Source organism: Bacillus sp. FJAT-27225 (assembly GCF_001685025.1).
GTDB lineage: Bacteria > Bacillota > Bacilli > Bacillales > Cytobacillaceae > Bacillus_D.
In genome coordinates, this window is sequence record NZ_MAYU01000025.1 from 196,294 (window position 1) to 221,287 (window position 24,994).

At 42.4% G+C, this 24,994-nt stretch carries 34 protein-coding genes; 23 read left to right on the top strand and 11 right to left on the bottom strand.

The window, feature by feature from the left end; translation table 11 throughout:
- Window positions 1-216 precede the first annotated feature (216 nt).
- Complete coding sequence (locus A8F94_RS23435; protein WP_077247887.1) at window positions 217-960, top strand: hypothetical protein; 744 nt, start codon at window positions 217-219, stop codon at window positions 958-960.
- A gap of 98 nt (window positions 961-1,058) precedes the next feature.
- On the opposite strand, the gene A8F94_RS23440 is transcribed toward A8F94_RS23435, so the two are convergent.
- Entirely contained in the window at window positions 1,059-1,520 is a 462-nt protein-coding gene (locus A8F94_RS23440; RefSeq protein WP_066206570.1) for a hypothetical protein, read from the bottom strand.
- A 187-nt stretch (window positions 1,521-1,707) separates the two neighbouring features.
- On the opposite strand from A8F94_RS23440, the gene A8F94_RS23445 reads away from it, so the two are divergent.
- The 3 genes from A8F94_RS23445 to A8F94_RS23455 are packed head-to-tail and all read left to right on the top strand — an operon-like array spanning window position 1,708 to window position 2,886.
- Complete coding sequence (locus A8F94_RS23445) at window positions 1,708-2,190, top strand: hypothetical protein (RefSeq protein ID WP_066206575.1); 483 nt, start codon at window positions 1,708-1,710, stop codon at window positions 2,188-2,190.
- A 15-nt stretch (window positions 2,191-2,205) separates the two neighbouring features.
- Entirely contained in the window at window positions 2,206-2,646 is a 441-nt protein-coding gene (locus A8F94_RS23450) for a GNAT family N-acetyltransferase (RefSeq protein WP_066206577.1), read from the top strand.
- Window positions 2,647-2,886, top strand: coding sequence for a glutaredoxin family protein (locus A8F94_RS23455; RefSeq protein WP_077247888.1), 240 nt, complete (start codon window positions 2,647-2,649; stop codon window positions 2,884-2,886). It begins immediately after the preceding gene.
- Between the two features lie 13 nt (window positions 2,887-2,899).
- Here A8F94_RS23455 and A8F94_RS23460 read toward each other — a convergent pair whose 3' ends face one another.
- Complete coding sequence (locus tag A8F94_RS23460; protein ID WP_066206580.1) at window positions 2,900-3,274, bottom strand: hypothetical protein; 375 nt, start codon at window positions 3,272-3,274, stop codon at window positions 2,900-2,902.
- Window positions 3,275-3,375: 101 nt separating this feature from the next.
- On the opposite strand from A8F94_RS23460, the gene A8F94_RS23465 reads away from it, so the two are divergent.
- From A8F94_RS23465 to A8F94_RS23480, 4 genes are all read left to right on the top strand, one after another.
- Window positions 3,376-4,749, top strand: a complete 1,374-nt coding sequence (locus A8F94_RS23465; protein WP_066206582.1) for an MATE family efflux transporter — start codon at window positions 3,376-3,378, stop codon at window positions 4,747-4,749.
- Between the two features lie 66 nt (window positions 4,750-4,815).
- Window positions 4,816-5,235 (top strand): hypothetical protein, encoded by a 420-nt coding sequence (locus A8F94_RS23470; RefSeq protein WP_066206585.1) that lies wholly within the window; start codon window positions 4,816-4,818, stop codon window positions 5,233-5,235.
- A 407-nt stretch (window positions 5,236-5,642) separates the two neighbouring features.
- The gene (locus A8F94_RS23475) at window positions 5,643-6,020 is read left to right on the top strand and encodes an SET domain-containing protein (RefSeq protein ID WP_066206978.1); all 378 of its coding nucleotides are present in this window, start codon (window positions 5,643-5,645) and stop codon (window positions 6,018-6,020) included.
- A 67-nt stretch (window positions 6,021-6,087) separates the two neighbouring features.
- Window positions 6,088-6,633: a hypothetical protein gene (locus tag A8F94_RS23480; protein ID WP_066206591.1), complete on the top strand. Its 546-nt coding sequence runs from the start codon at window positions 6,088-6,090 to the stop codon at window positions 6,631-6,633.
- A gap of 44 nt (window positions 6,634-6,677) precedes the next feature.
- Here the strand turns inward: A8F94_RS23480 and A8F94_RS23485 are convergent, their stop codons facing one another.
- Window positions 6,678-8,252, bottom strand: coding sequence for a M2 family metallopeptidase (locus A8F94_RS23485; protein WP_066206593.1), 1,575 nt, complete (start codon window positions 8,250-8,252; stop codon window positions 6,678-6,680).
- A 101-nt stretch (window positions 8,253-8,353) separates the two neighbouring features.
- On the opposite strand from A8F94_RS23485, the gene A8F94_RS23490 reads away from it, so the two are divergent.
- From A8F94_RS23490 to A8F94_RS23510, 5 genes are all read left to right on the top strand, one after another.
- Window positions 8,354-8,848 carry a GNAT family N-acetyltransferase gene (locus tag A8F94_RS23490; RefSeq protein ID WP_066206595.1) on the top strand — a complete coding sequence of 165 codons (495 nt, stop codon included), beginning with the start codon at window positions 8,354-8,356 and terminating at the stop codon, window positions 8,846-8,848.
- A gap of 23 nt (window positions 8,849-8,871) precedes the next feature.
- Window positions 8,872-9,771: an aminoglycoside phosphotransferase family protein gene (locus A8F94_RS23495; RefSeq protein WP_066206598.1), complete on the top strand. Its 900-nt coding sequence runs from the start codon at window positions 8,872-8,874 to the stop codon at window positions 9,769-9,771.
- Window positions 9,772-9,900: 129 nt separating this feature from the next.
- On the top strand, window positions 9,901-10,239 hold the full coding sequence (locus A8F94_RS23500) for a hypothetical protein (RefSeq protein WP_066206601.1): 339 nt from the start codon (window positions 9,901-9,903) through the stop codon (window positions 10,237-10,239).
- A gap of 125 nt (window positions 10,240-10,364) precedes the next feature.
- On the top strand, window positions 10,365-10,790 hold the full coding sequence (locus tag A8F94_RS23505; protein ID WP_066206604.1) for a CBS domain-containing protein: 426 nt from the start codon (window positions 10,365-10,367) through the stop codon (window positions 10,788-10,790).
- A 592-nt stretch (window positions 10,791-11,382) separates the two neighbouring features.
- Window positions 11,383-11,922: an MEDS domain-containing protein gene (locus A8F94_RS23510; protein ID WP_066206608.1), complete on the top strand. Its 540-nt coding sequence runs from the start codon at window positions 11,383-11,385 to the stop codon at window positions 11,920-11,922.
- 456 nt (window positions 11,923-12,378) lie between these two features.
- Here A8F94_RS23510 and A8F94_RS23515 read toward each other — a convergent pair whose 3' ends face one another.
- Complete coding sequence (locus A8F94_RS23515; RefSeq protein ID WP_066206610.1) at window positions 12,379-12,585, bottom strand: zinc ribbon domain-containing protein; 207 nt, start codon at window positions 12,583-12,585, stop codon at window positions 12,379-12,381.
- 163 nt (window positions 12,586-12,748) lie between these two features.
- Here A8F94_RS23515 and A8F94_RS23520 point away from each other — a divergent pair, with 163 nt between their 5' ends.
- Both A8F94_RS23520 and A8F94_RS23525 read left to right on the top strand, forming a co-directional pair.
- Window positions 12,749-13,687: a 3-hydroxyacyl-CoA dehydrogenase family protein gene (locus A8F94_RS23520; protein ID WP_066206613.1), complete on the top strand. Its 939-nt coding sequence runs from the start codon at window positions 12,749-12,751 to the stop codon at window positions 13,685-13,687.
- Between the two features lie 10 nt (window positions 13,688-13,697).
- Window positions 13,698-13,880 carry an antitoxin VbhA family protein gene (locus A8F94_RS23525; protein WP_066206616.1) on the top strand — a complete coding sequence of 61 codons (183 nt, stop codon included), beginning with the start codon at window positions 13,698-13,700 and terminating at the stop codon, window positions 13,878-13,880.
- Between the two features lie 68 nt (window positions 13,881-13,948).
- Here A8F94_RS23525 and A8F94_RS23530 read toward each other — a convergent pair whose 3' ends face one another.
- Window positions 13,949-14,497 carry a hypothetical protein gene (locus A8F94_RS23530; protein WP_066206619.1) on the bottom strand — a complete coding sequence of 183 codons (549 nt, stop codon included), beginning with the start codon at window positions 14,495-14,497 and terminating at the stop codon, window positions 13,949-13,951.
- Window positions 14,498-14,669: 172 nt separating this feature from the next.
- Here A8F94_RS23530 and A8F94_RS23535 point away from each other — a divergent pair, with 172 nt between their 5' ends.
- On the top strand, window positions 14,670-14,864 hold the full coding sequence (locus tag A8F94_RS23535; RefSeq protein WP_066206622.1) for a hypothetical protein: 195 nt from the start codon (window positions 14,670-14,672) through the stop codon (window positions 14,862-14,864).
- A gap of 179 nt (window positions 14,865-15,043) precedes the next feature.
- Here A8F94_RS23535 and A8F94_RS23540 read toward each other — a convergent pair whose 3' ends face one another.
- The 4 genes from A8F94_RS23540 to A8F94_RS23555 all read right to left on the bottom strand — a co-directional run bounded on the left by A8F94_RS23540 (window position 15,044) and on the right by A8F94_RS23555 (window position 17,312).
- Complete coding sequence (locus tag A8F94_RS23540) at window positions 15,044-15,247, bottom strand: hypothetical protein (protein WP_066206625.1); 204 nt, start codon at window positions 15,245-15,247, stop codon at window positions 15,044-15,046.
- 292 nt (window positions 15,248-15,539) lie between these two features.
- The gene (locus A8F94_RS23545; protein ID WP_066206627.1) at window positions 15,540-15,770 is read right to left on the bottom strand and encodes a hypothetical protein; all 231 of its coding nucleotides are present in this window, start codon (window positions 15,768-15,770) and stop codon (window positions 15,540-15,542) included.
- Entirely contained in the window at window positions 15,771-16,091 is a 321-nt protein-coding gene (locus A8F94_RS23550) for a YbjQ family protein (RefSeq protein WP_066206632.1), read from the bottom strand. It lies immediately after the preceding gene.
- Window positions 16,092-16,559: 468 nt separating this feature from the next.
- Complete coding sequence (locus A8F94_RS23555) at window positions 16,560-17,312, bottom strand: FixH family protein (RefSeq protein WP_066206635.1); 753 nt, start codon at window positions 17,310-17,312, stop codon at window positions 16,560-16,562.
- 192 nt (window positions 17,313-17,504) lie between these two features.
- Between A8F94_RS23555 and A8F94_RS23560 the strand changes: the two genes are divergently transcribed.
- On the top strand, window positions 17,505-17,924 hold the full coding sequence (locus A8F94_RS23560; protein ID WP_066206981.1) for a VOC family protein: 420 nt from the start codon (window positions 17,505-17,507) through the stop codon (window positions 17,922-17,924).
- 143 nt (window positions 17,925-18,067) lie between these two features.
- Complete coding sequence (locus A8F94_RS23565) at window positions 18,068-19,225, top strand: acyltransferase family protein (RefSeq protein ID WP_066206638.1); 1,158 nt, start codon at window positions 18,068-18,070, stop codon at window positions 19,223-19,225.
- Between the two features lie 47 nt (window positions 19,226-19,272).
- Here A8F94_RS23565 and A8F94_RS25995 read toward each other — a convergent pair whose 3' ends face one another.
- A complete protein-coding gene (locus A8F94_RS25995) occupies window positions 19,273-19,443 on the bottom strand; it encodes a hypothetical protein (RefSeq protein WP_175384506.1) in 171 nt (56 codons plus the stop codon).
- 156 nt (window positions 19,444-19,599) lie between these two features.
- On the opposite strand from A8F94_RS25995, the gene A8F94_RS23570 reads away from it, so the two are divergent.
- From A8F94_RS23570 to A8F94_RS23590, 5 genes are all read left to right on the top strand, one after another.
- Window positions 19,600-20,529 carry an SDR family oxidoreductase gene (locus tag A8F94_RS23570; RefSeq protein ID WP_066206641.1) on the top strand — a complete coding sequence of 310 codons (930 nt, stop codon included), beginning with the start codon at window positions 19,600-19,602 and terminating at the stop codon, window positions 20,527-20,529.
- Window positions 20,530-20,989: 460 nt separating this feature from the next.
- Window positions 20,990-21,175, top strand: a complete 186-nt coding sequence (locus A8F94_RS26280) for a hypothetical protein (protein ID WP_139070174.1) — start codon at window positions 20,990-20,992, stop codon at window positions 21,173-21,175.
- A gap of 52 nt (window positions 21,176-21,227) precedes the next feature.
- Window positions 21,228-21,653 carry an NUDIX hydrolase gene (locus A8F94_RS23580; protein ID WP_066206646.1) on the top strand — a complete coding sequence of 142 codons (426 nt, stop codon included), beginning with the start codon at window positions 21,228-21,230 and terminating at the stop codon, window positions 21,651-21,653.
- A 191-nt stretch (window positions 21,654-21,844) separates the two neighbouring features.
- A complete protein-coding gene (locus A8F94_RS23585; protein WP_066206648.1) occupies window positions 21,845-22,447 on the top strand; it encodes a hypothetical protein in 603 nt (200 codons plus the stop codon).
- Between the two features lie 306 nt (window positions 22,448-22,753).
- Window positions 22,754-23,572: an STAS domain-containing protein gene (locus A8F94_RS23590; RefSeq protein WP_066206651.1), complete on the top strand. Its 819-nt coding sequence runs from the start codon at window positions 22,754-22,756 to the stop codon at window positions 23,570-23,572.
- Between the two features lie 122 nt (window positions 23,573-23,694).
- Here A8F94_RS23590 and A8F94_RS23595 read toward each other — a convergent pair whose 3' ends face one another.
- Window positions 23,695-24,966: an MFS transporter gene (locus A8F94_RS23595; protein WP_066206654.1), complete on the bottom strand. Its 1,272-nt coding sequence runs from the start codon at window positions 24,964-24,966 to the stop codon at window positions 23,695-23,697.
- Window positions 24,967-24,994 lie beyond the last annotated feature (28 nt).

The following is a 24,994-nucleotide window of genomic DNA, read 5'->3' on the forward strand; positions in this document are numbered from 1 at the left end:
TGAATAATGTGACAAAGTCATTTATAGGAGTTTAAGTGACTTTGCAGTTGAAAATTATGTGACAAAGTCGTTTATAGAAGCTCTAAGTGACTTTACAGAGAAAAATAATGTGACAAAGTCATTTATAGAAGTTTTAAGTGACTTTTTAGTAAAAAATTATGTGACAAAGTCTTTTATGGCTGTGAATACCAACCGATTTAGTGAAAGGGGATGGCTATGGGTATTGTCAGCACTTCGATGTTTTCTACTTATAAAACTAAAATTCTCTCACTGCAAGCCCCTTTTCACGAGGAGGATTTAAAGTCACCAGAGTTCCTGCTCGACCGGGACGAAGACCGTAAGCTGGAAATCTACTACACGCCATTTGATTATATTAATAGGGAGGCTAAGGTTCTGATTGCCGGTATTACACCAGGCATTCACCAGATGAAGGTTGCATTTCAAACAGTATGGGAATTGGGGAATCGAGGCATTGAGGATGAGGCGATTCTTCAAGAAGTAAAAAAGCGCTCGAGCTTTGAAGGCCCGATGCGCCGCAATCTAGTCGTTATGCTTGATGAATTGGGGCTGGCCGATTACCTTGGCTTGAGCACATCCATGGAGCTGTTTGGTCCTGCAAACCATCTCGTCCATACGGCATCCGTTCTTCCTCATGCCGTTTTTTACAACGGGAAAAATTATAGTGGCTCCAGCCCAGACATATGGAAAACGGATTTACTGCAAAGGCATATCTGTACATACTTCGCAAAGGATCATAGCTTACTTCGCTCACCGCTAATCATTCCTCTTGGTGTGAATGTTCAAAAGGTACTGGCTGAACTCGGAAAAGAGGGGTTTTTGGACACCCGCCATACGCTGGCTGGCTTCCCGCACCCATCGGGCAGCAACGGACACCGGCACCGCCAATTCTCTGAGAACAAGGAGCGGCTGAAACAAGAAATAGCTCATTTTTTCGGCTAATGGGGAAGGTTCTACTCTGCCGGAAAAAGGAAGATAACAGTTAATGATTACCCTAAAGATTGTTTACATAATGAAGTTATTGGAAACAATTCGCTTTTTTATCCTGACATCCTCATCAGCCGCTCGTTTGTCATGTCAGCTAGGAGCTGATTGTTGAGTGTGCGAGCCATGGATTGGGTTAGATCCAAAACTTTCTTCATGCCTTCCTTGTAGCCGCGCTTGATGGCAAGCTCGTCACAGCGGATTTCCGATTCTACATTGTGCTGGTCTTTCTCAACCGGATGATCGATGTGGCCAAGCTCGTGCCAGATAATTGCTTCTTTAATATCGGGGTCAGAACAGAACTGTTTATAATCATATACAACAATAAACCAGTCAACTCCAGGGATTAATGATCTGTAAAACATCGTCAACAGCCGAGTATCGATTCCAATCAGTTCCAAATGCTGGCCGCTCTTAAGTCCATAGATTTTCAGGATGGTCTCTTTACCCTCAAGTATTACTACCTTGTCGTTCAGACCATATTTCTTTTTGTCTAATTCCTCGCAAAAACAAATCATTTTCATTTCCCCCATTTGCACGTTTTCTCTGTTAGTATTGTTAAATATATATTCAACTTTTAATCAATCTGAATGGACGGCAGGAAAATTTATTTTTGTAAGTATACTATAGTGGTAACGCTTACAAAAAGATTTAATTTTACAAATATTCAAATAATTTTCTTGACAGAAAGGATTGATTCTGTGCATGATACTCCGTTGGGTTTTAACCAATGTAATCCTTGTTGCTATAATTCTGTTTATCAGTCTTTACCGGGGTTATGACTCTAGTGCGATCCTTTACGGAAAACTAGTTGCACAGGCAGCGTTCATTCTTTTTCTTGTCAATTCAAACATGTATATAGTCTTTCTACTGATACGAAAAAGCAGGATTCGGGAAGTGAAGGTGAAACTGGCGAAGATCTCAAAAAAGCTGATGAGATACCACATTCCATTTGCGGTTTCAGCTTCTGTTTTGATTCTCGTCCACATTGGGATCATGGTGTATACATATTGGAGCAGCCTCCTCCAGCAGAAAATTCTAACTGGAATCGCTGCAGTAGCAATTCTCCCGATCCTGTTGTACAGTGGATATCGGCGGCATAAAAAAGCGACCGGCAGGCGCAGGAAGTCCCACTATTGGATGGCCTTTATCTTCCTGTTCTTTGTCGGTATTCACATTTTTGTATAATTAAAGGAGAGAAATATGGGGGAGAACTTTAAGCTAATTGTTGAAACGAATCCGGATCATGCGCGTTATGTACGGGAAAGGCTCGTTGAATTTAATAAGCCTCATCTGTCGGAAGCCTATAGAATACCACTTGAGGACGTACATATTTTTTTAAAAGATGAACAGGGGACGATTGTCGGTGGACTGCTCGGTGGAATTAAACTGAAATGCCTCTACATCGACATCTTTTGGCTTGATGAAACACTCAGGGGAGAAGGAAAGGGTAGTGAAGTTCTTGGGCTTGCTGAAAAATATGCTCTTGAAAAAGGCTGTACATTCGTAAAACTGGATACCTTCAGCTTCCAGGCGCCTGATTTTTATCAAAAACAAGGATATAAGATTTATGGCACGCTGGAGAATTTTCCAGAAGAAGGAATCACTCATTATTATCTTTACAAAAAACTGGAGGAACAGTAAGTGGAAGAGAAAGTGATCGTCTACACGACGAATGATTGCATTGAATGCACGATGGTAAAAAAGGTACTAAGTGAAGAAGGGGTGCCATTCGAGGTAAGGGATATTTCAGTGAACCCGGAATATAAGCGAGAAGTTGAGAAATACGGCTTCCTGGGCGTCCCGGTTACGGTGTATCGGGAAAATGCAGTAAAGGGCTTTACGAATGACCTTAAAGAAATTATCGAATCGGCAAAAAAATAGCCAGCAATACTGGCTATTGCGTGGCATCCAATGAATGTAATTGTCCATACCTAATTGCTTCATCGAAAATAAAGAACAGCAGGGAAGCAGTCAGACTATAGAAAACAAGAAATTCACCTAAAAATAAGATGCTTCCAAAGAATAGATAGACAAGGAACCTGATGAACAGTGCAACGGGCTTAGGGTTTGTTTTTTTCGATAAAAAGTCAGCGAGCAGCGAAACAGCAATGCCATACGAAAAAATAGCAACTGCAAAAACAAGAAAGATCAACCATAGTATGCTGGTATCGACTTGTTCTTTAAAGTAAACGAAAACAACCAATGTAGATAGAATTGCCGTAACAATACCTGTCAACGCTTTTCTTTTTAAAACTAGAAACCAATCCATCACATCAATCCTTTGAAAGAGTTTGAATTTTCTGCTTTTATTATAAGAATTTTTGTTTATATTGTAAATTGACCATAAGAATCTTTTACCAGGAGTTTACTATGTACCAGACCTTTACGATGAGAGAAAAAATAAAACAAATCGTTATTATGCTTATTCCAATCCTAATCACTCAGCTCGGGATGTTCTCAATGGTGTTTTTTAATACTATTATGACAGGGCGCTACAATGCTGCTGACCTTGCCGGAGTCGCAATCGGATCGTCAATCTGGAATCCGGTTTTTATCGGCCTGAGCGGAATTTTGCTTGCGGTATCACCGATAGCAGCACAGCGCATTGGAGAGAAGAAAGATAAAGAGGTAGCCTCAACGCTATCACATGGAATCTATTTAGGATTCATAATAGCGGTAATTGTTCTGATTGCCGGAGCTTTTGCGTTGAATCCAATTCTTGACTTTATGGATTTGAAGCCTCGTGTCAGGGAAACCGCCCATGCGTATTTGATCGGTTTAAGCCTTGGAATCATTCCGTTATTTATTTTTAACGTCTTGCGCTCGTTTATTTATGCACTCGGCAATACAAGGATCGTTATGTTCATCCTTCTATCGTCCTTGCCGTTCAGCTTGTTTTTGAACTACGTCCTCATTTATGGGTACCTCGGTTTACCTGAAATGGGCGGGGCCGGTGCTGGCTATGCAACATCCCTTACGTACTGGATCCTCTGCGGGATTACGTTTTATATTATAAAAACCAGGGAGCCATTCTCCACTTACTTCTCAAGGGCCAATTTTAAAAAAGTAGTGGGCAAAGAATTTTCCGAAATTCTAAAAATCGGAGTCCCAATGGGCCTGTCCGCATTTTTCGAAACAAGTATGTTCGCCATCGTTACAATATTGATATCAAAATTCAGCATTACAACGATTGCCGCATACCAGTCCGCATTAAATGTTGCTTCGTTTATGTACATGATTCCGCTGTCCATATCAATGGCATTGACAGTCCTCGTCAGCTTTGAAGTTGGTTCAAAGCGAAATCGGGATGCACATGTGTACAGCTGGCTTGGCATCGGGCTTTCCTTGCTGATTGCCCTTGTTACCGGAAGTCTTGTCGTCCTATTCAGGGATCAGGTTGCCAGCCTTTATTCGAACGATAGCGCTGTTGTTGCGCTTACAGCCGCATTTCTTATTTACGCATTGTTTTTCCAAATCGCCGATGCCATTCAGGCCACTGCGCTGTCGGCACTACGGGGATATAAAGATGTGAACCTCGCCTTTATTATGACGCTCATCGCGTACTGGCTTATCTGCCTGCCGCTTGGCTACGCTCTTTCCCACTTTACTGCGTTGGGAGCGACCGGCTATTGGATTGGGCTGACAATTGGGCTGTTTGCAGCAGGGGTCGCCTTATCAATGCGGTTAATCTATATCCAGAAAAAGAAATTTCCAAGTGGACAAATCAGCACCGAAACCTTCTAATCCGTTCTGGATTGAAGGTTTTCTTTTTTCTTTAAGTTTGGGGATACTACGTTAGAGGTGGTTACGATGTTTAAAAAGTTCCTTGTCTGTTTATTTTTTCTTGGATGCCTGGCTATCCATGTTGAAGCCGAAACTAACCTGCCAGTCGAACTATTTGATATTAACAAAGGACAGGTAGTTAAATCCGTCCAGTCAACAGCGGAAATACAACAAGAAGCATCAAAGTTCCTTCAAGAAATCACAGGTGTTTATCAGAAAATCAACCCTATACCGAAGGAAGGATTTATGATAAAAATACCCCTAAGTCCTCCGAACAAGGTTGAAAATCAATGGTTCAAAGGCGATACAGATGAAGTAATTGTCGTTTTTCCCAGCTTTGAAGCACCGTTTCTTATGCTGTTTGATAACAAAAACAACGTACATATCTTTACATTTAAAGGTGATACAAGCCGATTGCTCGAATTAATCAACTATAAACGCACTTGAAAATAATTTTTTTCAAATAGAGCTATGGATAAAGTATATTATTGGTGACATTTCGCCCCTAAGATTGTTCTAGAACGATACCAATAAAGCTTGTTGGTCACATTTGCCTTTAAAAATTCATCAAAACGATACCAATACAGCTTATTGATGACATTTCGTGTCTAAAAATGAACTAAGACGGTACCAATGTCCCCCGCTGATTCCATTTGGCTATTTTTACGAACTAAAATGTGTAAGAACGCCGTCGCTCTATTGGCGGCATTTTTGATGGGGAAAAATGTGAATTTCAGAATGATAAATAGTATTATATAGACAATTTGGAAAATCTCGTTCAAAATAAGAAGATGTTCAATAAGCAAATGAATCATATAGTTTTAAAAAATACAAAAAGTGGGCAGGCGAACAACATGATTGAGGTAAAATCATCTCCACTCAGTAATGGGGAATTCAATAGAGGGGTATTTGCTACACAGGATATCAAAAAAGGGACGCTCATTCACGAGGCACCGGTCATTTCCTATCCAAACGAACAACATGAGCATATTGAGAAAACACTCCTTGCTGACTATGCATTTGAGTATGGAATTAATCATACAGCAATCCTTCTCGGATATGGAATGTTATTTAATCATTCCTATGAACCCAACGCAATTTATGATATTAATTTTGACAACCACACCTTTGAGTTTTATGCTTACACAGATATAAAAGCAGGGGAAGAAATTTTAATCAACTATAATGGCGATGTAGACGACCGTGAAGAGCTTTGGTTCAACAAGGAGTAAACGAGGGCTGCAAAGGGATATTGGAACAAAAAAATTAAATAGCAACTAAATCAGGGGGAAGAGGAGTATGAATCGTACGCTTGTGTTATTAATGATGGTAAGCATTTTTATGATGGCAGGTTGTACAAATGAAAGCGGAGCCGCAAGTAAACCTCAAGAAACCAAACAAGAAATCAGTAAGAAAGAAATTGAACTAAGCCGAAAGATAACCGAACTAGAAAAACAAATTGAAGCCGCTCAAAAGGAAAAAGAAGCCTTTACTGCAATCATTAACATAGCCAAGGATTTTGTTCGAGCTCATACTTCAGGTGACCAGGAATCACTCAAATTTCTATTATCCACCGAACTCTCCCTCGAAGAAGTGGACAACAAGCTATATATTAAAAGCGGCTCGGAAGAATGGTTGCTTTATTCAGGCGGAGATACTGCGCTAGAAAACTGGGTCCTCCAGGGTTTTGACTATCAGCCTGAAAACGATGTCTATATCGTACGTATTCGGGAATTGTACAAAGATAAAAACGGTAATCTTGTCAGTCCACCGACATTCCTCAATCTAACTTTCAAACTGGAGAACAACGAGTGGAAGGTATCAGGGCTAAATTTTGATGTATAGATAAAGGCAATGAAGAGCCCCGGGCAATATCCGGGGCTCTTTTATTAACAATAAAGCTCGACAAAATACTGAGGATTCAGCTTTTCGCCGGTGACACGGCGAATTTTTTCATTCCAGTTATACAATGCTCCCGGCTTGAAAAACTCGTCGATAAGCATCGTTCCAGTCTGTTCAACGAAAAACTCCTCAGAAATGGTCCGCTCGATATGGCGCTGGAGCTGTGCGGCTGTCAGTTCGCCAAGCAGGTAATTCTGATAGTAAACCGGTGCGAGCGTAAAGTGAATTTTCGCAGCCCAGTCCGGATTGCTCCTGTCTTCGGGTGGAGTGACCAGCTGAATTTCCTCTACCGTTTTCCACCACAGTGCATTCAAATCCTGTTCCGGATTTTCATACAACTCTCTTTCAAAAAAGACAAACGTGATGATCCAGCGTCCCGAAATCAGCATTTGAAGCTGCTGATAGTGTTCTAGTTCCGAAGAAAGACCCGCCATGACATCCTGGTCAATTTCTAAAAATCTGCTCAGCCAGCGGGGATCTTTGCCCATTTTTCCAAACAGCATCGCAATTGCTTCAGTCGTTAACGTATGAGCCGGAGAGCGAAGGCTTAAGGGCAGATTTCTATCAGTGTATTTAAAATAGGCAGCATGCCCGAATTCATGAAGATTCGTTTCCATCCAATAAGAGCTTGGCGTCAGATTGCAGAGGACCCGGACATCCCCTTTTCTGTCGATATCGGTGCAAAAGGCAGTCGGATTTTTGCCGGGCCGCGGATACAGATCACTTTTTTCATACAGGTCCACAATGTCAATTCCAATTGAATTGAACGTATCCGTCGTCATCTGGACAAGGTCCTTGTCCTGATAAAAACGGTCCAGGTTCGCTGCGTCAGATGGAGGAGCCTCCTGGAAAAATGGATCAACATAATGCCATGGCCGGATGTCGGATGGTTCAATACCAAACCTGGCCGCAAGGCGCGCATCCAGATCCGTCTTAAGTCTTCGGTAGGTGTCGTCGGATTTCTCAATTAAATCATGAAATATCGTAAATATCTCGTCCCGGTCCAGTTCTTGATTCTTGAAGGACATTTCATGGTAGTTTGAAAATCCAAGCAGGCGTGCTGCCTCATTCCGTTTTTTGACAAGTTCGAGCAAGTCCTTCCCGACAGCCATTCCTACTTCTTTGCTCGCAAACCATACCTTTTTTCGTAGTTCCTGGTCTTCGGAGTTAATCAGCACGTCACGGATATCGTTGGCTGAATATGTTTTTCCATCAACTTTTGGTGAATATGTATTGAAACGCAAGTTGAGCTCGGACGAACGTTTTGATAAATCCGCCAGCATCTCCTCGGGAAGCTGGTTTTCCTCCATACTGGTGAGGAATACCTCAAATTCCCGGCGCTGCTCAGGCGTTAAATCTTCCTGCAACGCAAATTTTTGTGCCTGTTCATATGTATCCTTGTCTGAGAAAAATAAGCTGAATTTTGTACTGGCTTCGCTCAGCTTTTCCGCCCATTCAGGGGAACCTGTCGTTTGGGCCATCCAGCTTGTTTCAGTCACAACCTCCAAAAGCGCCTCCATTTCAGCATTTAATTTTTTCAAAAAAACCTCTGCACTGCTCATTGTGTTTCCTGCCTTTCTGGCTTAAAATTGTCACTATATTTTAAATTGTATAGCAAGTAGTAAAATCGTACCACTACCTTTTACAAAGAGGGGGAAGAATTATGCTTATCAGGCTGCTAGGAGAAGAGGATGCAGCAGACTATAAAAAGCTAAGGCTGGAGGCTCTTAAAAAGCATCCCGAGGCTTTTGCATCCAGTTATGAAGAGGAAGTTTTGTATACAGAAGAGTTTTTTGCATCCAGGCTCGGCGGGGGAGAAGCTCAAACAATCGGTGCATATGAAGGGGAGGCATTAATTGGGAGTGTGACAATTTTCCCCGAAACGAAGCAGAAGCTAAAACACCGCGCAAACCTGGTAGCTATGTTTGTGAATCCCGAATATAGGAAAACAGGGGTCGGCAAAGCACTAGTTCATACTGCGGTGGGCAGAGCAAGGAGCCTTGGAGCAACCCACGTTTATCTTGCTGTCACGTCAAGCAACATCCCGGCAAAACAGTTATACTTGTCAGCCGGATTTAAAGTCTATGGTGTCGACGAGCAAGCATTGAAGATGGATGGTGTTTTTTACAGCGAAGATTTGATGGTGCTGAAACTTTAACGTGAAGGGAAAAGAGGGAAACAATGGATGTCCCAAAGGAATTTTATGAAAAAGTAACCGGCGCCTTTGGAAATGCCGGTGAAAAGTGGCTCGAGAGGCTTGAATATGTGATTACCGAATATGAAAGGAAATGGAGGTTGACGATAAGCGGGCCGGTAGAGAATCTATCGTATAATTATGTTGTGAAAGCAATTGACCAAAACGGCACCCCTGTTATCCTGAAACTCGGTGTGCCAAACTTTGACTTCTCAAATGAAGTCCAGACCGTCCGCCTTTATAAAGGGGACGGGTTTGCCAGACTGCTAGCCGAAGACTCCGAAAACGGGGCAATGCTACTTGAACGGCTAATCCCGGGTACCAATTTGGCTGAACTTAAAGATGAAGAACTTGTAACAAAGACATTCATTCATGTTTGGAATAAAATTCGCAGGCCTCTAAGCAAGGACGTGAGCACTCCATCGATTATGGATTGGGCTAATGGCTTCACCAGGTATCGAGACATGTTTCCGGACGGGGGAGAGCCGATACCGATAGAGGCCATCGACCGAGCCAACTTGTACTTAAATGAAATCAATAGCATACATGAAAACGAGCTGCTTCATGGCGATCTCCATCATGAAAATATTCTTCTTGCTGAACGGGGCTGGCTGGCGATTGACCCTAAAGGGGTAGCCGGCAGCCGCTATTTTGACGTTGTTTCCTTTTTGACCAATTATCTGCATGAAAAGGAAAATCCCCGGCAGCTGCTTAAACAGAGGATTGACTGGATTTGCGAAGGACTATGCATGGATAAAGTTCACCTGCTCAAAGCTTCATATGCACTTGGAACTCTTTACGCCTGTTGGTCGATAGAGGATGGTGGAGACTGGAAGGAAACATATCGTTGTGTGGAATGGTTTGCGGAGTTCCTATCAGAAGAATAATACATATTTTATGAAAACCCATTTGAAATACTACTATAGTAGTAGTGAAAAGACTGCAATGGTTCTATTTCATCTCCTTTTTCGGACGTTTATAATCAAAGTATACTCGTGAAATGGGGGGAAGGGGCTATGGGAACGAATTTAAATGAACAAAGCCTTATCGAATATTGTAAATATGCGACCCCAACAGAGGTACTGAGGACAGTGACCAAAGGCAAAGTTCGCGGACTGGATTTGCTGGCCTTGAGGATTGTCATGGCAAGGAACAAGCTGCCTATAGAAGTGGTCAATGTGATGCTTGTCTATTTCTTTAAACATTTCGCCAATATGGTTTATGACCGGAATGATCTATTAAAAGTCTATGACTACTGGCTGAAACATAATGTGAGAACACATAGCGACGCAGAGAAAATGACAGACATTGATATTTGTTCAATCTTAAAAAAAGTGACTCAGCCTGATAGTTAAACCTATCGGGCTTTTTACATGGGCAGTTTTTTGTAAACGCCCCTGATTGTCGATATGTAAAATCAACCAGTTTTAGCCTTGTTGGTCCCGGGAAATTGAGAAAGTAGATGAAGGAGGGACTGGCAATGAATATTAAAGATGTTATGACAACAGAAGTGGAAACATGTGCGCCTGATGCATCTCTATTTGAGGTAGCCAAGAAAATGAGGGAGCTTGATGTTGGAGTAATCCCGATTTGTGATGGTGAACAGCTTGTCGGACTTGCGACTGACCGCGACCTCGTTATTCATGGTCTAGCCAATAATCTGTCAACAGATACCCCGATATCAGAGGTGATGACGAAAGATCCAGTAAGAGGAACAGTTGAGATGAGTGCAGAGGAAGCTGCCGATTTAATGGCTGATGTACAAATTCGCCGCCTCCCAATTGTTGAACAAGGCAGACTGATCGGGATAGTTTCACTTGGTGACCTGGCAGTGGAGGATCAATCCTCTGATGATGCCGGGCAGGCACTCGAGGAAATTTCAAACCCTTCCGAGCCGGAAAAATAAAAGGATGCTTGTAGCCCGTACTTTGGTGTACGGGCTATTTTGTGGAAAAAGTAGGGCACATTTTGTTATGAGGTTTTGTGGATTCTCCTTTCCTATTGGACCATCAATTAAGCTACTAAAAGAGGTTTGGTGGACTTCCCTCTACTATCAGGGCAACCAACTAATCTACTAAATGGGGGTTGGTGGATAAATAGGACTATCTGGAACATCAATTAATCCACTAAGTGTGGTTTGGTGGACTTTTTGCCTCAACATGAGAAGCTATTTATCCACTAAATTCATATTCGTGGACGAATAGTACCTTCTAGATCACCAATTAATCCACTAAACAATGTTTAGTGGACTTTTTACAACAAGCAGAGAACCAATTAAGCTCCGACACTGTAACTGTGAGTTTACCGCTACTCGGAGTGAATGGTCATATAAGGAGTTGGTGGAAGGAATTCTCTGAGATAGTAAAATTTTTTCGGATAAGTATGGAAAACCTCGGATATATGTTGGGAAATATCGGAAACCAATTGTTTTTTTACTGTTAACACGTGTAAAATTAGATGTAAAGTCCTAGAGATAATAATATGGAAGGGGTACATGGTTGGACAAGAGGGGTTATGCCAAGGGAGTTGAATTTTTTAATCTATCAGAAGGACATGTTTTTTATAACACATACAGTCCTGACAGGTACATAGACAATCTGCTTTTATTTATTCGCTCTGGCCTTAATCAGGGGCAACACTGCCTGATAATAGAAAATGACCGGCTTTGGTTAAGGGCCAAAAGTAGATTTTCGAAGAATTTTACATCAAAGCAGCTTGAACGCGTCATTCATATTAATAATTTTGATTTTTATTACTACACTGGTGATTTTCACACAGAAACGATTGTCGATTATTTCTCCAAAATCCTTTCTCCATATAAAGAAAGAAAATTCGAAGTTAGGACATGGACACATGTGGAGTGGGGGAATGACATCGACATGAATACAAAAATAAAGCAGTTCGAACAAAAGGCAGAAGAGGATGTTTCAAAACTGAAGCTTTTGGCAGTTTGTGCATATGATGGTGAAAGACTGAATAAATCATTGATTGAATCCCTGCACGCCACTCATAATTATTATTTAAGCGATAAGGTTTAATTAAAAACGGCTCACTCTTTAAAAGTGGCCGTTTTTATATGGAAATGTTCGGTTCAATGAATCTTACGTCTTTTTCAAAATTGTGCCAGAATTCTTTTGTCTAGAACCTTGGAAAGCTTTAGAAGGAGATTTGATATAATAGTTTCTTCATACTAGGCAGTCCTATATACGCCGCAGGTTTTCTAGACCCTCCATTGACGACCGTACACTTTATCCTTTTACCCATAGGGTCATTGAGAGTCCATTAACGACTGTAGACTCCAATTTAATAACAAAGAGTCGTCAAGAACCTTTATTGACGCCCGTGCACCCCATTTTATTGCCACAGGGTCGTCAAGAACCTCTATTAACGACCGTGCACCCATTTTAATAGCCATAGAGTCGTCAAGAACCTCTATTAACGACCGCGCACTCTATTTTTATGCCCACAGGGTCGTCAAGAATTAAAAGGAGGCACTATCCTCCAAAGAATAAGTCAATAATATTTGAAGCATTGCTGCTGCGTTTGTTATAAAACTCTGAGTACCCGCAGTTTTTACAAAAAACAACAGTAAATGTATTGTGCTGAATGTCGAACATTTTTGATAGTCCTGTCCCAGTCATTGCTACATCTTTAGTGCCTGTTTCTCTTCTCCCACATTTAATGCAGCCTTTCTTCTCCATGCAGACCACTCCTCGTAAATGTCCTTTACTTTAATAAACGAGATGTTTTTGAAAAAGTTACAATTGGTTTTGTTTTCCGAAGGGTTTTTTCCAGTTAGGTCGAATTTAAATGAGGGGAACATTTTCTTGTACCAATTTGTCTATTCATCGAGGAGGTTTCTGTGTGATTAAAAATGTAACTGTTATAGGATCAGGAGTAATGGGGCACGGAATTGCCCAAGTTTATGCACTCGCAGGATACCCAGTCAAAATGTATGACATCAAAGAGGAGTTTTTGCAAAAGGCAATGGAACTCGTTAAGGCTAACTTGTCCCTGTTGATTCAGGAAAATGTGATTACAGATCAGGAAAAGTCAGCCGCCCTTGAACGGATTAACCCGACAACGGATTTAGAGGAGGCTGTAAGGGATGCCGATTTTATCACTGAAGCAATCCCTGAAATCATCGAGCTGAAGTGGGAACTGTTCAGCAACCTGGAGAAGTTCGCCAAACCGGAAGCAATTATTGCTTCGAACACGTCAACTTTTCCAATTTCAAGGCTGATTGAGAAAGCTTCAACGCCTGAACGGATGCTGATTACCCACTTCTTCAATCCAGCCCAGCTAGTTCCGCTTGTTGAAATCGTGAAACACGACAATGTATCTGAGGAAACGGTCCAACTTACGAAGGATCTGATGACGAATATTGGGAAAACGCCAGTCGTCCTTAATAAGGATGTTCCCGGATTTATTGCAAACCGGCTGCAGGCAGCGATTGTCAGGGAAGCGTTCTATCTTTTAAAAGAAGGAGTGGCTGACGCGCGTGACATCGACACAGTCATTACAGCCGGCCCTGGTTTCCGCTGGGCATTTATTGGCCCGATCGAAACAGCGGATTTTGGTGGTCTTGATACGTGGAAGCGAGTTGTTGAAAACCTGGCCCCTGTCCTCGACGACAGCAAGGGTGCACCTGCAGTCATTGAAGAACTGTATGCGCAAGGAAAACTTGGCACGAAGACGGGAGAAGGAATTTACAAGTATGACAACGTATCCGTCGGGGATAAAATACGCGAGCGCGATGAAAATTTTATTAGGTTGGCAAAAATAAAAAATAACCAAGAGTAGGTGTGAATTGTTGACTGAAGAGGAACGGATTGACCGGGCCATGAAAAGGGCAGAAGCCTCTTTGGCGATTGATGGTTTCATTATTACGGATGAACATAGGAAGCTTGTCAGGTCACGGCTTCAGGGTAGTATCAGCGAAGAGGAATTCTTAAAGAAAGTGCTGAAGTATGTGAAAGGAAAGCACACGGAATAGACTGATATAATGGTAACGGAAATATGAAAAGGAGTACTTCCGGTTTTTTTGGGAAGTACTCTGTTTGTTTAGCTTTCAAGTTCTCCATAGTCGATTGATTTTCCGTTCTGGTCATAAAAAAACAAATCGGCAGGAAAGGCCACTGTATCCTTTGGAACCTTTTTGTATTTCACAAACATATATTCCTCGGAAACATCCGAAGTAAAGGCAAAGTCGCTGTAATATAATTGGGCTTTAATCGAAGCCAATCTGCCTGCTGGATTCTTTCCTACGATTAACCCATATACACCCTTATTTGTTTCAATCTTTTCATAGGATACGAGGTTGCTCCCATGCCCACTCCGCTCAATCTTATATCTGCCATTCCATCCCTTCGAAAGTTGAGCATATCCTATCCCGCCATTTTCCAGCTGAAACAATGCGATATATGCATCCGAGTCATCAAGTCGAATAAAATCAGCCACTTTCAGCTCCACACTGGACGAACCTCTGCTTAGCCACTCACTCAAATTTGCCTGAATATCTATCCGGTCATCCGGCGTATTAAACTGGCCATAATAGTACCACACGTACAGCCCGGCAAGGACACAACCCAAAACAATAAAATTTGACCTCATCTAACGACTTCCCTTCTCCTATACAAATTTGGAAAAATATGATAAAATATAACTAATAGGGACGGATTTCGTTTACCTGTTCAAATGAATGGAATTTTACTAAAAACAGTAGAAAATTGGATAAAACTGTCCAAGGTGAAAACCGGCCGAAATTCCGTAAGGGGTGAAATGAATGAATATAATGGCATTGTTGGGTGTTGGTGCACTTGCGTTGATTGGGTTTGGGGTTTTCGTTGATTATATGTATAAGAAAAAAGGAATTGTAACAGACCCTCATGAAAATCAAAAACATGTGAACCCGTCAGAGAGGGCATATGTTGAGTCGATGCTGAATCATCATAAGGACCAGCATAATAATCCGTTTTAATTTTCACCAAAAATCATCTTCAAGGTTTGACAATTCTACAAAATATTAAAATGCCTGCAGCAGATTGGTATTTACCTATATACAATAATACCATTAATTTACAAATAAAAATAGAGTCAGAGTTTTTAGAACAGACTCTTGTCACAAAAAATTGGCTGCCCATTAAAGGCAGCCAATTTTTAATCCTGCTGGTGGTGGCCGGAGAGGGAGGAGGTTGCTCCCATATGTCCTTCTTCCTTCTTAAGTTTTGAAACATCTCCGGCATTTTCGATATCACCGGTAGCCTCGTAGCCAGCAACAGGTATATTCGAGGTTGTCCCGTATAGACCCATTCCGCCGAGCTCGGCATTCAAATGTTCTTGTCTTTTCTCTTTTTTACTCATTAATTTTGCCTCTTTTCCATATAATATTTCTGTTCATCCTGTTACCTCGACCAATTTATGTAACGAGACATCAAAATCTGACTGGCAGTCATATTTGGGTCACTTTATCCGCCCGTCACGAACGCACCACTGGCCGCAGAAGAACTGAGTGAATCAAAATGGGTGTTTTTTGAAGCGAAATAAGGTCAGGAGGACATAGTAAGCCTCCTTTTTGGCTTAGTCTTCCACATTCCTTGTGGAAAATGTATAATTCCAAAATAAAAAAGGACTGAGAACAGTCCTTTTTCTAGCGCTATTTGGGCATCTTCCTGTAATACCGTTCGCCGGTCTCCGGGTTAAAATAAACCCTCGTTTTTTCACCAGTAACCGGATCAATGTTAACTTCATCCGTAGGATTGAAACCCGGCGGCACCTGGGAAGAATTGTTGCTTTTATATCGCTTATCATAAATAAAATAACCGAGTAAAATCAGAACAATTACAGCCAGGATTTGTAAAAGATAAAATCCAGCAACAAACTCCATTTAGACCTTCTCCACAACCGCAGCGGTTCCATAGGCAACAATTTCGCTCATGTTCTGGCCGATTTCACCTGAATCGAACCTCATCATAATGATTGCGTTCGCGCCCATTTCAGTTGCATTCCGGATCATCCTGTCCATTGCTTCCTTCCTCGAATCTTCGAGCATGGATGTATATTGCTTGATTTCACCGCCAACAAGGCCTTTAAGTCCTGCCATGATATCTCCGCCCAAGCCTCTGCTCCGGACAATCAGCCCGAAACAAGGACCTTTTACTTCTTTCACCCGGTATCCTTCTATTTTTTCCGTTGTTACAACTATCATAATAATCACCTCATTATTAGTATTCGCCCTTAATCGCAAATACTCCTTTTTCAAAGCTTGGAAAAAGGAATTTAATAAGAGGCTGATTCAAAATGGAATGCCTTCTTTATATATTCAGCTATGATAACAATTTCCTGTTAGTTTGGGTAATCGTACAAGTGCTAGTTGAATGACAACTCAGGGGTGCGAAGGTGCCAAACTGCTATTCATAAAGCCGATGAATCACAACTCGGGGGTGCAGAGGGACCAAGATGTCAATCATAAAGCCGATGAATGAAAACTCGTGGTTGCGGAGGTGCCAAGATGTCATTCATATAGGAGATTAAATTGCGGAGGGCCTGATAATGATAAACAAGAAGGAACTGTACAACAGAAAGCGATGAAATTCGTTCCATATAAAAAAGTACAAAAATAAAAGCTGCCCCAATAGAGGCGATATTTAACGCCCTTCTGGGACAGTCTCTCAATTTACTCTACAGTGATTTCTTCTTCCTTGTGATCATGAATGTCGCCTTTTTCAACATGGATTTGTACATGGTACGTCCCTGGCTCGCTAAAGGTATAGCGGGTTTCGTATGCCCCATCGGTTAAACCACTAGCATCTAGGAATTCGTGCTTTTCAGCGCCGTCCTTCCAAACCTCAAATCGAACGGCCGCATCGGTGAGGGGTTTGCCTTCGTTCACAAGAGTAACCTTCAGCAAATTTTCTTTGCCTGCCTGAAGGGGACTAGCAGAGAACTCCATTTGGACTCCGTGCGCATGGTGGACATCCGCACTTTCTTTAGATTCAGCATTGCCTGAATCTTTCGCTTCAGGATCCGCAGCGACGTCAATCGTCACTTTCGGCATCGTATGCATCTCCCGGGCAGTCACATGGCTGATGATGTCATATTTCCCAGGTTCGGAAAAGATTTTTCTTATCGAATAGATGCCTTCACCTTTATGCTCAGCTTCAATCATTTCGTTCTCGGATGCGCCTTGCTTCCTTATTTCGAACTTCACCTCATTGGCATCCTCGACATTTTCGTCACCTTGCGTAACATGTACCTTTAATTCAGCTTCCTTGTTTTGTTCAACTTTTTCAGGAATGTTGAACATGACTTCAACCATTTGTGGCGGGGAGTTTTTATTGCCGTTCGACGCATTGTTTTCATTAGACTTGCCACAGCCTGCAAGAGCAAGCAAAAATAGGCCAACCAGTATGACCAGCAGCTTTTTCATAACATTTTCCTCCTAAAAAACAAAAAAGATAAATCCAGATCTCATTCTTCTCTATAGTACAACAAGTCCTGGCAAAGTCCAGAAAAGATATTTATTACTATTATATTATTTAAATGCTATTTAAAAGGAATATAGTTCTAACTGCAGAAACTATATAAAGGAAACCCAACTATGAAACGGAGGATGATTGGTATGGCGTTTAAAGCAGGCGGTCTGTTTGTTAATTTACCGGTGAAGGATTTGGACAGGTCAATTGAGTTTTTCAAAAAAATCGGCTTCGAGTTTGATTCGCGATTCACGGACGAAAATGCGACATGTATGATAATCGGCGAGAATATATATGCGATGCTGCTCGTAGAAAAATTCTTTCAAAGCTTCACCAAAAAGGAAATCGCTGATCCAAAAAGGACAACTGAAGTTATTCTCGCACTAACAGCCGGAAGCAGAGAAGAGGTTGATGAAATTGTAAAAAAGGCACTGGATGCTGGAGGGCAATTTTCAAATGACCCGCAGGACCATGGCTTCATGTACAGCTCTAGTTTCCAGGATGTGGACGGCCACCTTTGGGAAGTTTTTTATATGGAAAATCCGGAACAGGAGCCTCAAGGCTAAATACTATGGGCATTTATCAAAAGAGTCACTGAATTTGAGTCAAAATGGTTTCTTTTAATTCCCCTTTAGTAAAATTTTCCTAGTTTACCAGGTCTGTGGTACGATAATTTCTGGGAGAATTTTCACATTAGGGGGTAACGCGGTTGATACAGCAGCACAAACGTCTTTATTATATCGATAATTTAAAAATTGCCATCTGTATGCTGGTTGTGGCTCACCATGCTGGGCAAGCGTATGGGCCGGGGGGCTGGTGGTACTTCCAGGAGGGGGAATCCGTCCAATGGCTCGGGCGTTTTTTCGCTGTCAATGCATCCTTCTTTATGAGCATGTTCTTTTTCCTGTCAGCCTATTTTCTGCCAAAGTCGCTTGAACGCAGGGGACAAATGACATTTCTCAAAGAGCGATTTAAGCGGATTGGCATCCCGCTCATTCCTGGCTTTTTGCTTATGATACCGATACTCATGTATTTGTATTATATAAACTTCCGAGTCTACGGAACCCCGTCTTTCTTTGAATACTATCGGCAAATTTTCTTTGGATTGGGCGAGCAGCCAGCTGGTTGGACCGGTCCATCCTGGCCCGATATGCAATTCGGTCATCTCTGGTTCCTTGAGCATCTGCTCGTTTATGCAGTCATCCTCGCTGCCTGGACGCACTTTTTTCCATGGAATGAAAACAATGAGCCGGCAATTCTTAAAACCTATCAAATCATTCTGTTCATTGGCGTGCTGACTACCGCAACGTTCTTAATCCGCATCGAGTATCCAATTGACCGATGGGAAGGTGCACTGGGCATCATCCAGACCGAATATGCACACCTTCCGCAATACGCCAGCTTTTTTACGCTTGGAATACTCGCTTCACGCAAGAAATGGCTTGAAAACTTTAGCTCAGCAACAGGATATGTATGGCTCTCAATCGGAATGGCGATAGTTGCGTTTTTTTATTTTAGCAATGAAGGGGTTATTTCCTTTTTTACAAAAGGCGGGGCGAACCTGGGCAATCTTGCAAAATCATTCGTTGAAACCATGCTATGCACATCGCTGATTATTGGGCTAGTAATCTTGTTCCGCAATCACTTCAGCGGAACCAACAAGCTTACGAAGCTGCTTGCCGATAATGCTTTTGTCGTTTATTTCGTTCATGTCCCAATCGTCGTTTTTCTCCAATACATGGTCACCGGGCTCGCGGTTGTCACGGTTGTCAAATTCCTGTTAACCGCGATTTTTGGAATCCTCCTCAGCTTTTTATTTAGTATTTTTGTCTGGAGGAAGATTCCTTATCTCCGCAGCCTTATGTAAATTGACAGGGCCGTCCTGTAATCAGGAGGGCCCTGCTGCATGCTCTCCTAAATAACCGGATATTCCTGCTCATAGCGGACATTCGTATAAAAGGGGGGCCGCGGCCCAATAACCGGCTGCTCAAACCGCACACTATTATTTCCATAGTATATCGGCTGTTTCCCGTCCGCCTCATCCATTATGAGAAATCTGACCTCCGCATTCTTATAATTCGCCATCACATATCCCTCCAACATATTTCATCTCTCCAGCATATACGTTTTTTGGAAAAAAAGTGCCCGGCCTACGCTCTCCGTTTCGGCACAACATACCGACGCCCACATACACTATTCCGAATGGGCTAAACCGGCAATAGGCTTTGAAGGAGGTACGGCATGACAGATAAGAGACAGCATAATCAAAACGAACCTCGGTATCCGATGTATCCCCACTACGGGAAAATCACGAAATATGAGGATGTTCCAATTACCGTCCCTGAACAGCGCCAGGAACGGCAGCCAGGTGTTGAAAGGCTGATGGATCCAAGACCAATCATTGAAAACCCCAATTACAAAGGAACAGGCAAGCTGAAAGGGAAGGCTGCTTTAATTACCGGGGGAGATAGCGGTATGGGCGCAGCAGTGGCCATCGCGTTTGCAAAGGAAGGTGCAGATGTTGCAATCGCCTATCTTGATGAACATGAGGACGCCAACAGAACAAGGAGGCGCATTGAGGAACTAGGTCAGCGATGCCTGCTTTTGCCAGGCGATCTGCGGGACAAACAGCAATGCATCCATATTGTCGAGCGGACTGTCGAGGAATTCGGCACGCTCGATGTGCTTTGCAATCATGTCGGCATTCAATTCCAACAGCTCAGCCTGCTTGACATAACTGATGAGCAATTCGATGATACATTCAAAGTGAATATCTACTCCCATTTCTATGTAACCAGGGCGGCGCTTCCCCATTTAAAACCCGGAAGCTCAATCATTAATACAGCATCCGTTGTTGCCTTTTACGGAAATGAGCAGCTGATCGACTACACAGCCACCAAGGCTGCCAACGTCGGCTTCACCCGTGCACTCGCAAACAATCTGGTCAAGCAGGGAATACGAGTCAATGCGGTCGCCCCGGGCAGATTTTGGACACCGTTGATTCCTGCCAGCTTTTCCGCTGACCAGGTTCCGCTCGCAGGCAACCCGATGCAGCGCCAGGGCCAACCGTTCGAAATTGCGCCGACCTTTGTTTACCTGGCCTCAGATGATTCCAGGTTTGTAACAGGACAAACGCTTCATGTTAATGGAGGGCAGGTAATGGGTTCTTAGATATGATTGAGCATAAGAGGACTTACGGATTCCTGTGAGGCTAAGTGACTTTAGCATTCAATCTTTGAGTGCAAAGTCACTTATAGCCTTTCTTAATGACTTTAGCATTCGAAATTTCCACACAAAGTCACTTATAGCGGTTCCTCAGTGACTTTAGCGTTCGGATTTTCCGCACAAAGTCACTTATAGACTTAAATAGTAAATACAGCATGTAAACTTTCAAGGACAAAGTTACTTATCTTAGTGTCTAAGGTACCTTTCTGTATAATTGGATAACAAACAACAAAAGAGGATATTGAGAAGTTTCGGAGAATAAATAATCGACAGCACTCAAGATGTGGTTTTATTATTGACCTAAAACATTTGGCTTGGTAAAAAGTCGGAGAATACGCATAAAGAGCTATTGAACTTACGCATGAACATTCATAGAGACTTTTTTATAAGGGTGATAGAAAAATTGATTTCGAGTGGAAAAGATTTTCACTGCTGTGCAACATGCCAGCATTTCAAAGCCGAAAAGACTACTGGCGGAATGAACTATTTTTGCAGCCGGCTGGGATATGAAACAAAACCAACTTATAAGTTTAACTGCTGGAGCCCGAAAGACCAGATTATAAAATTGATGCAGAAACGAACAGAAGGCTAAATCGTATAACCAAAAATACGCCTGCGATAGAGGTACATAAAGGAGAGGTCCAATGTTCATTGTAAATGTCGAAGGTGCTATCCAGAAAGATGGCAAGTGGCTTGTTATCAGAAGGAGCGAAAAAGAAGAGCATGCCGGGGGAATGCTTTCTCTCGTTGGAGGGAAGGTGGATGTGGGAGAACCATCTAATGACATCCTTGAAATAACGCTAAAACGCGAAATTTTTGAAGAGGTCGGGATTGAAATAGCCAATCCTCAATTTATAAATAGCTCCAGGTTTAGTACCGGTTCAGGAACACAGGTGATAAATATAATCTTCCGGTGTGAAGTCCTGGAAGGAAAAGCTCATATCAAAAGCCCGGATGAGGTTAGCGAGATTCTTTGGCTCACAACCGAGGAAATTTTAAATGATCCAAGTGCACCTGACTATTTAAAAGGGCCAATTCGTCTTGCCGATAAGTCACTGTCGGTTTTGTGAAGGAGGTTGAGGATGTGAAACAGATTGGTGAATCGCTAATCTTCCGATTTCAAACTTCCTTCCGAAGAGAGGGTTCACTCCCTATGTTTATCGATTGCATATGAAAATCGATGAGCGGATTCTTTGGGCGAACGGTATAAATACGACAGCGGCATTTAAATAAATTGGAATAGAAGAAAGAAGGTGAGCAAGTGAGAGAAAACCGTCGTTCGTCTTCCCATTATGACAATCAAATTTTCGAGATTGACGAGCAAATTTGCCAACTTTTAAAACAGCGTAAAGAGCAGTCAAGCGACAATCCTGGCTTTCCTCCGGATGAGATCATCTCAAACTGGGCCGTAAAGTACGGATTATATGAAGACTTTTTGCGGAATTTGTTTGAGGCAATGAGATACGAGGAGTTTTTCAAACCGAGAATAGAACCAGCAGGATTTCGAAAGCATCTGTCTGTACTAAAATCTGCTGCAATCCATGATAAGATCTATTCAATTACGGCTATCAGCCAATATGAGAATGCCAGCATAGTAAAACTTCACATTGATTGGTATGAGCCCGAAGAAAAATCGCAGCTGCGAATGAAAAACCAACATAAAACGTATGAGTTGTCTATTAGTGAACAGTATGATTGCAGGCAAGAACGGGCATCAGGCTCAGCCGGGCATTATACATACACCTTTATTGTTGCGCCCCCGCTTCCTGACGACGTTTCTGGTATTACTCTTGTTTTCAGGGAGTATAGCGACGTTATAAGGGACAAAGCAACAGGACTGGACATAATCATGGCGTTAGATTGACTCAACCACAAAATGCAGAGCCTTCCACTTGGGAAGAACTCTGCTTATTTTTATTTTGTCATGGTAACGTAACTTTGCCACACGTCCGCATTTTGTACCGCACAAAGAGAGCTCCCTGGGATGGCTGCAAAATCTTGATTTCCTTGCCTTCAAAAGCTGTTTGGGTTTCCATTACGACAAGATGTAGTCAGAATAAGCAAAACCAATCAGCAGGGACGAAAATATTGCAAACATGCCCACAACAGACTAAACTTAAATAATATGAAAATATAAAACCGAAATACTTTTGAAAGTGAGAGGCAAGCGATGAGTTCCATGTCAGAAATATCCTCCTATCTGGGACAACATGCAAAGCAGTTAGCCAAGCAGATAGTGGAAAGTGTTGTACAGAGGTTTGATACAACTTTACCCGAATGGGAAATAAAACAGGCAATTAAAATGTATGAGGAATTATTGGGTTATTTGAGTGGAGCACTGTTGACTGGTGACGAAGAAGAGGTGCCTGAAGCTCTTGTATCCTGGAGCAAACGAAATGCGGAAGCGCAGGCAGAAGCAGGGGGGAGCATATCGGAAATTATCGTCCGGTACTCGCCAACGAGGGAAGTATTCGCGGATCTATTGACCGCGATTGGCGGGAAGTTCGACCTTTCACGTGAGGAAACAACCCACCTAATTAAATGGATTAATAAACTTATGGATGTAAGTATGAATGAAACAGTTTCGGCCTTCGAGCGGTTAACCGAGGAATATAAAGCAGGAGCCGAAATGGAAATGGCAGAGTTATCTGCACCGATTGTCCCGCTTTTGGATGATATGGCAGTGATTCCTTTAATAGGGGAAATGAATCAGTACAGGGTGAAGTATATCCTGGAAAGAGTGATTCCGCGTGTCTCCGCTATGGAAATCAAACGTGTAATCATTGATTTTTCCGGCATAAAAAATATCGATGACCACATTGCCCACTCACTGCATGAGATTGGCAGTGTTTTTAAGCTTCTCGGCATTAGGACAATCGTGACTGGCCTCCGTCCGGAATTGGCGAAAATGGTTGTCCAAAGCGGACTTTCAATTTCGACTTTCGAGATTTATGCCAATGTAAAACAGGCATTGAAAAAAGCTCATTAAAAATCCACTCTGGGATTTCCAGAGTGGATTTTTGTTTCCTAACGAGATTTAAGATTCACAACTGTCGATAATTCTTCTTTCTAGTTTGATACAGCTATCAACAAGGAACTTACACTTTGTTTTTAAGCAATCCGTGAGGCATGCCCTTCAACTTTTGGCTCAGGCACAAAAGCCAGAATAATCATTCCGACAATGAAGAGTACAACAAGGCTGAAGACACCCATACTTGAATTGCCAGTAATCTGCGCAGTTGCCCCGACCAATAGCGGACCCATGATAGAAGCGAATTTGCCGAAAATATTATAGAATCCGAAAAATTCATTCACATTCGCTTTCGGCACAAGCTTTGCAAAATAAGATCGGCTTAGTGCCTGGATACCTCCTTGTGAGGTAGCAACAAGCATTGCCAGAATCCAAAAGTCTGTAGCTGTCTCAAGAAAATAAGCATAGATACAAACGATAATATAGACAGAGATACCGACATAGAGCATTTTCTTGCCCGTATATTTGGCAGACAGTTTTCCAAACAGAATTGCAAACGGCCAGGCAACCACTTGGGTAACGAACAGGACAATCAGTAACGTAGTTGAGGTTAGCCCAAGGTCTGTCCCATAGGCGGTTGACATTGTAATGATGGTTCCGACGCCGTCAATATAAAAGAAATAAGCTAAAAGAAAGAGAAATAATGCCCGGTATTTCTTAATTTCTTTAAAAGTCTTCCCAAGGCGCCTGAAGCTGTTTAATATAATCTGTGGTTCGCGCTCAAGATAATGTTTTTGATGGACATTTTTGAACATTGGGATTGCCCATAGCCCCCACCAAAGTGCTGTAATCAGAAAAGCGATTTTACTCGCAATAGTTACTGAAATAGGGAGAATGCCTTGTTGGGCGGTAATGATGATGGCAATTGACAGAATGAATGGAATCGTCGAGCCGATATAGCCCATCCCATAACCGCGGGCTGAGACCTCGTCAAGCCGTTCATCCGTGGTTACGTCAACAATGAATGCATCGTAAAATACATTCGTCCCCGTTGAACCGAGGACAGCAAGTGTGTAGCAGATTAGCAGCGCCATCCAATTGCCGCTGGGGATGAACGCGAGCGCAGCGGTTGCTGTAATCCCAAGAATAAAAAACATCGTAAAGAACTTCTTTTTCAAACCCCTATAGTCCGCAACTGTCCCGAGAATCGGCGCGATCATAGCTAATATAAATGTCGCAATCGCAATAGTATAGCCAAGATAAGCAGTCGAGTCTGCGCCACTTAGCCCGGCATCCGTTGCAGATGCCTTGTAAAACAACGGAAATACGGCGGTCGAGATAATGATTGAGTAGGCCGAACTTGCCCAGTCGTAGCGGATCCAGCTGCTTTCTTCCTTTGTAAAACCTTTCATGAACGTACCCCCTAATTTGTTTGTGACA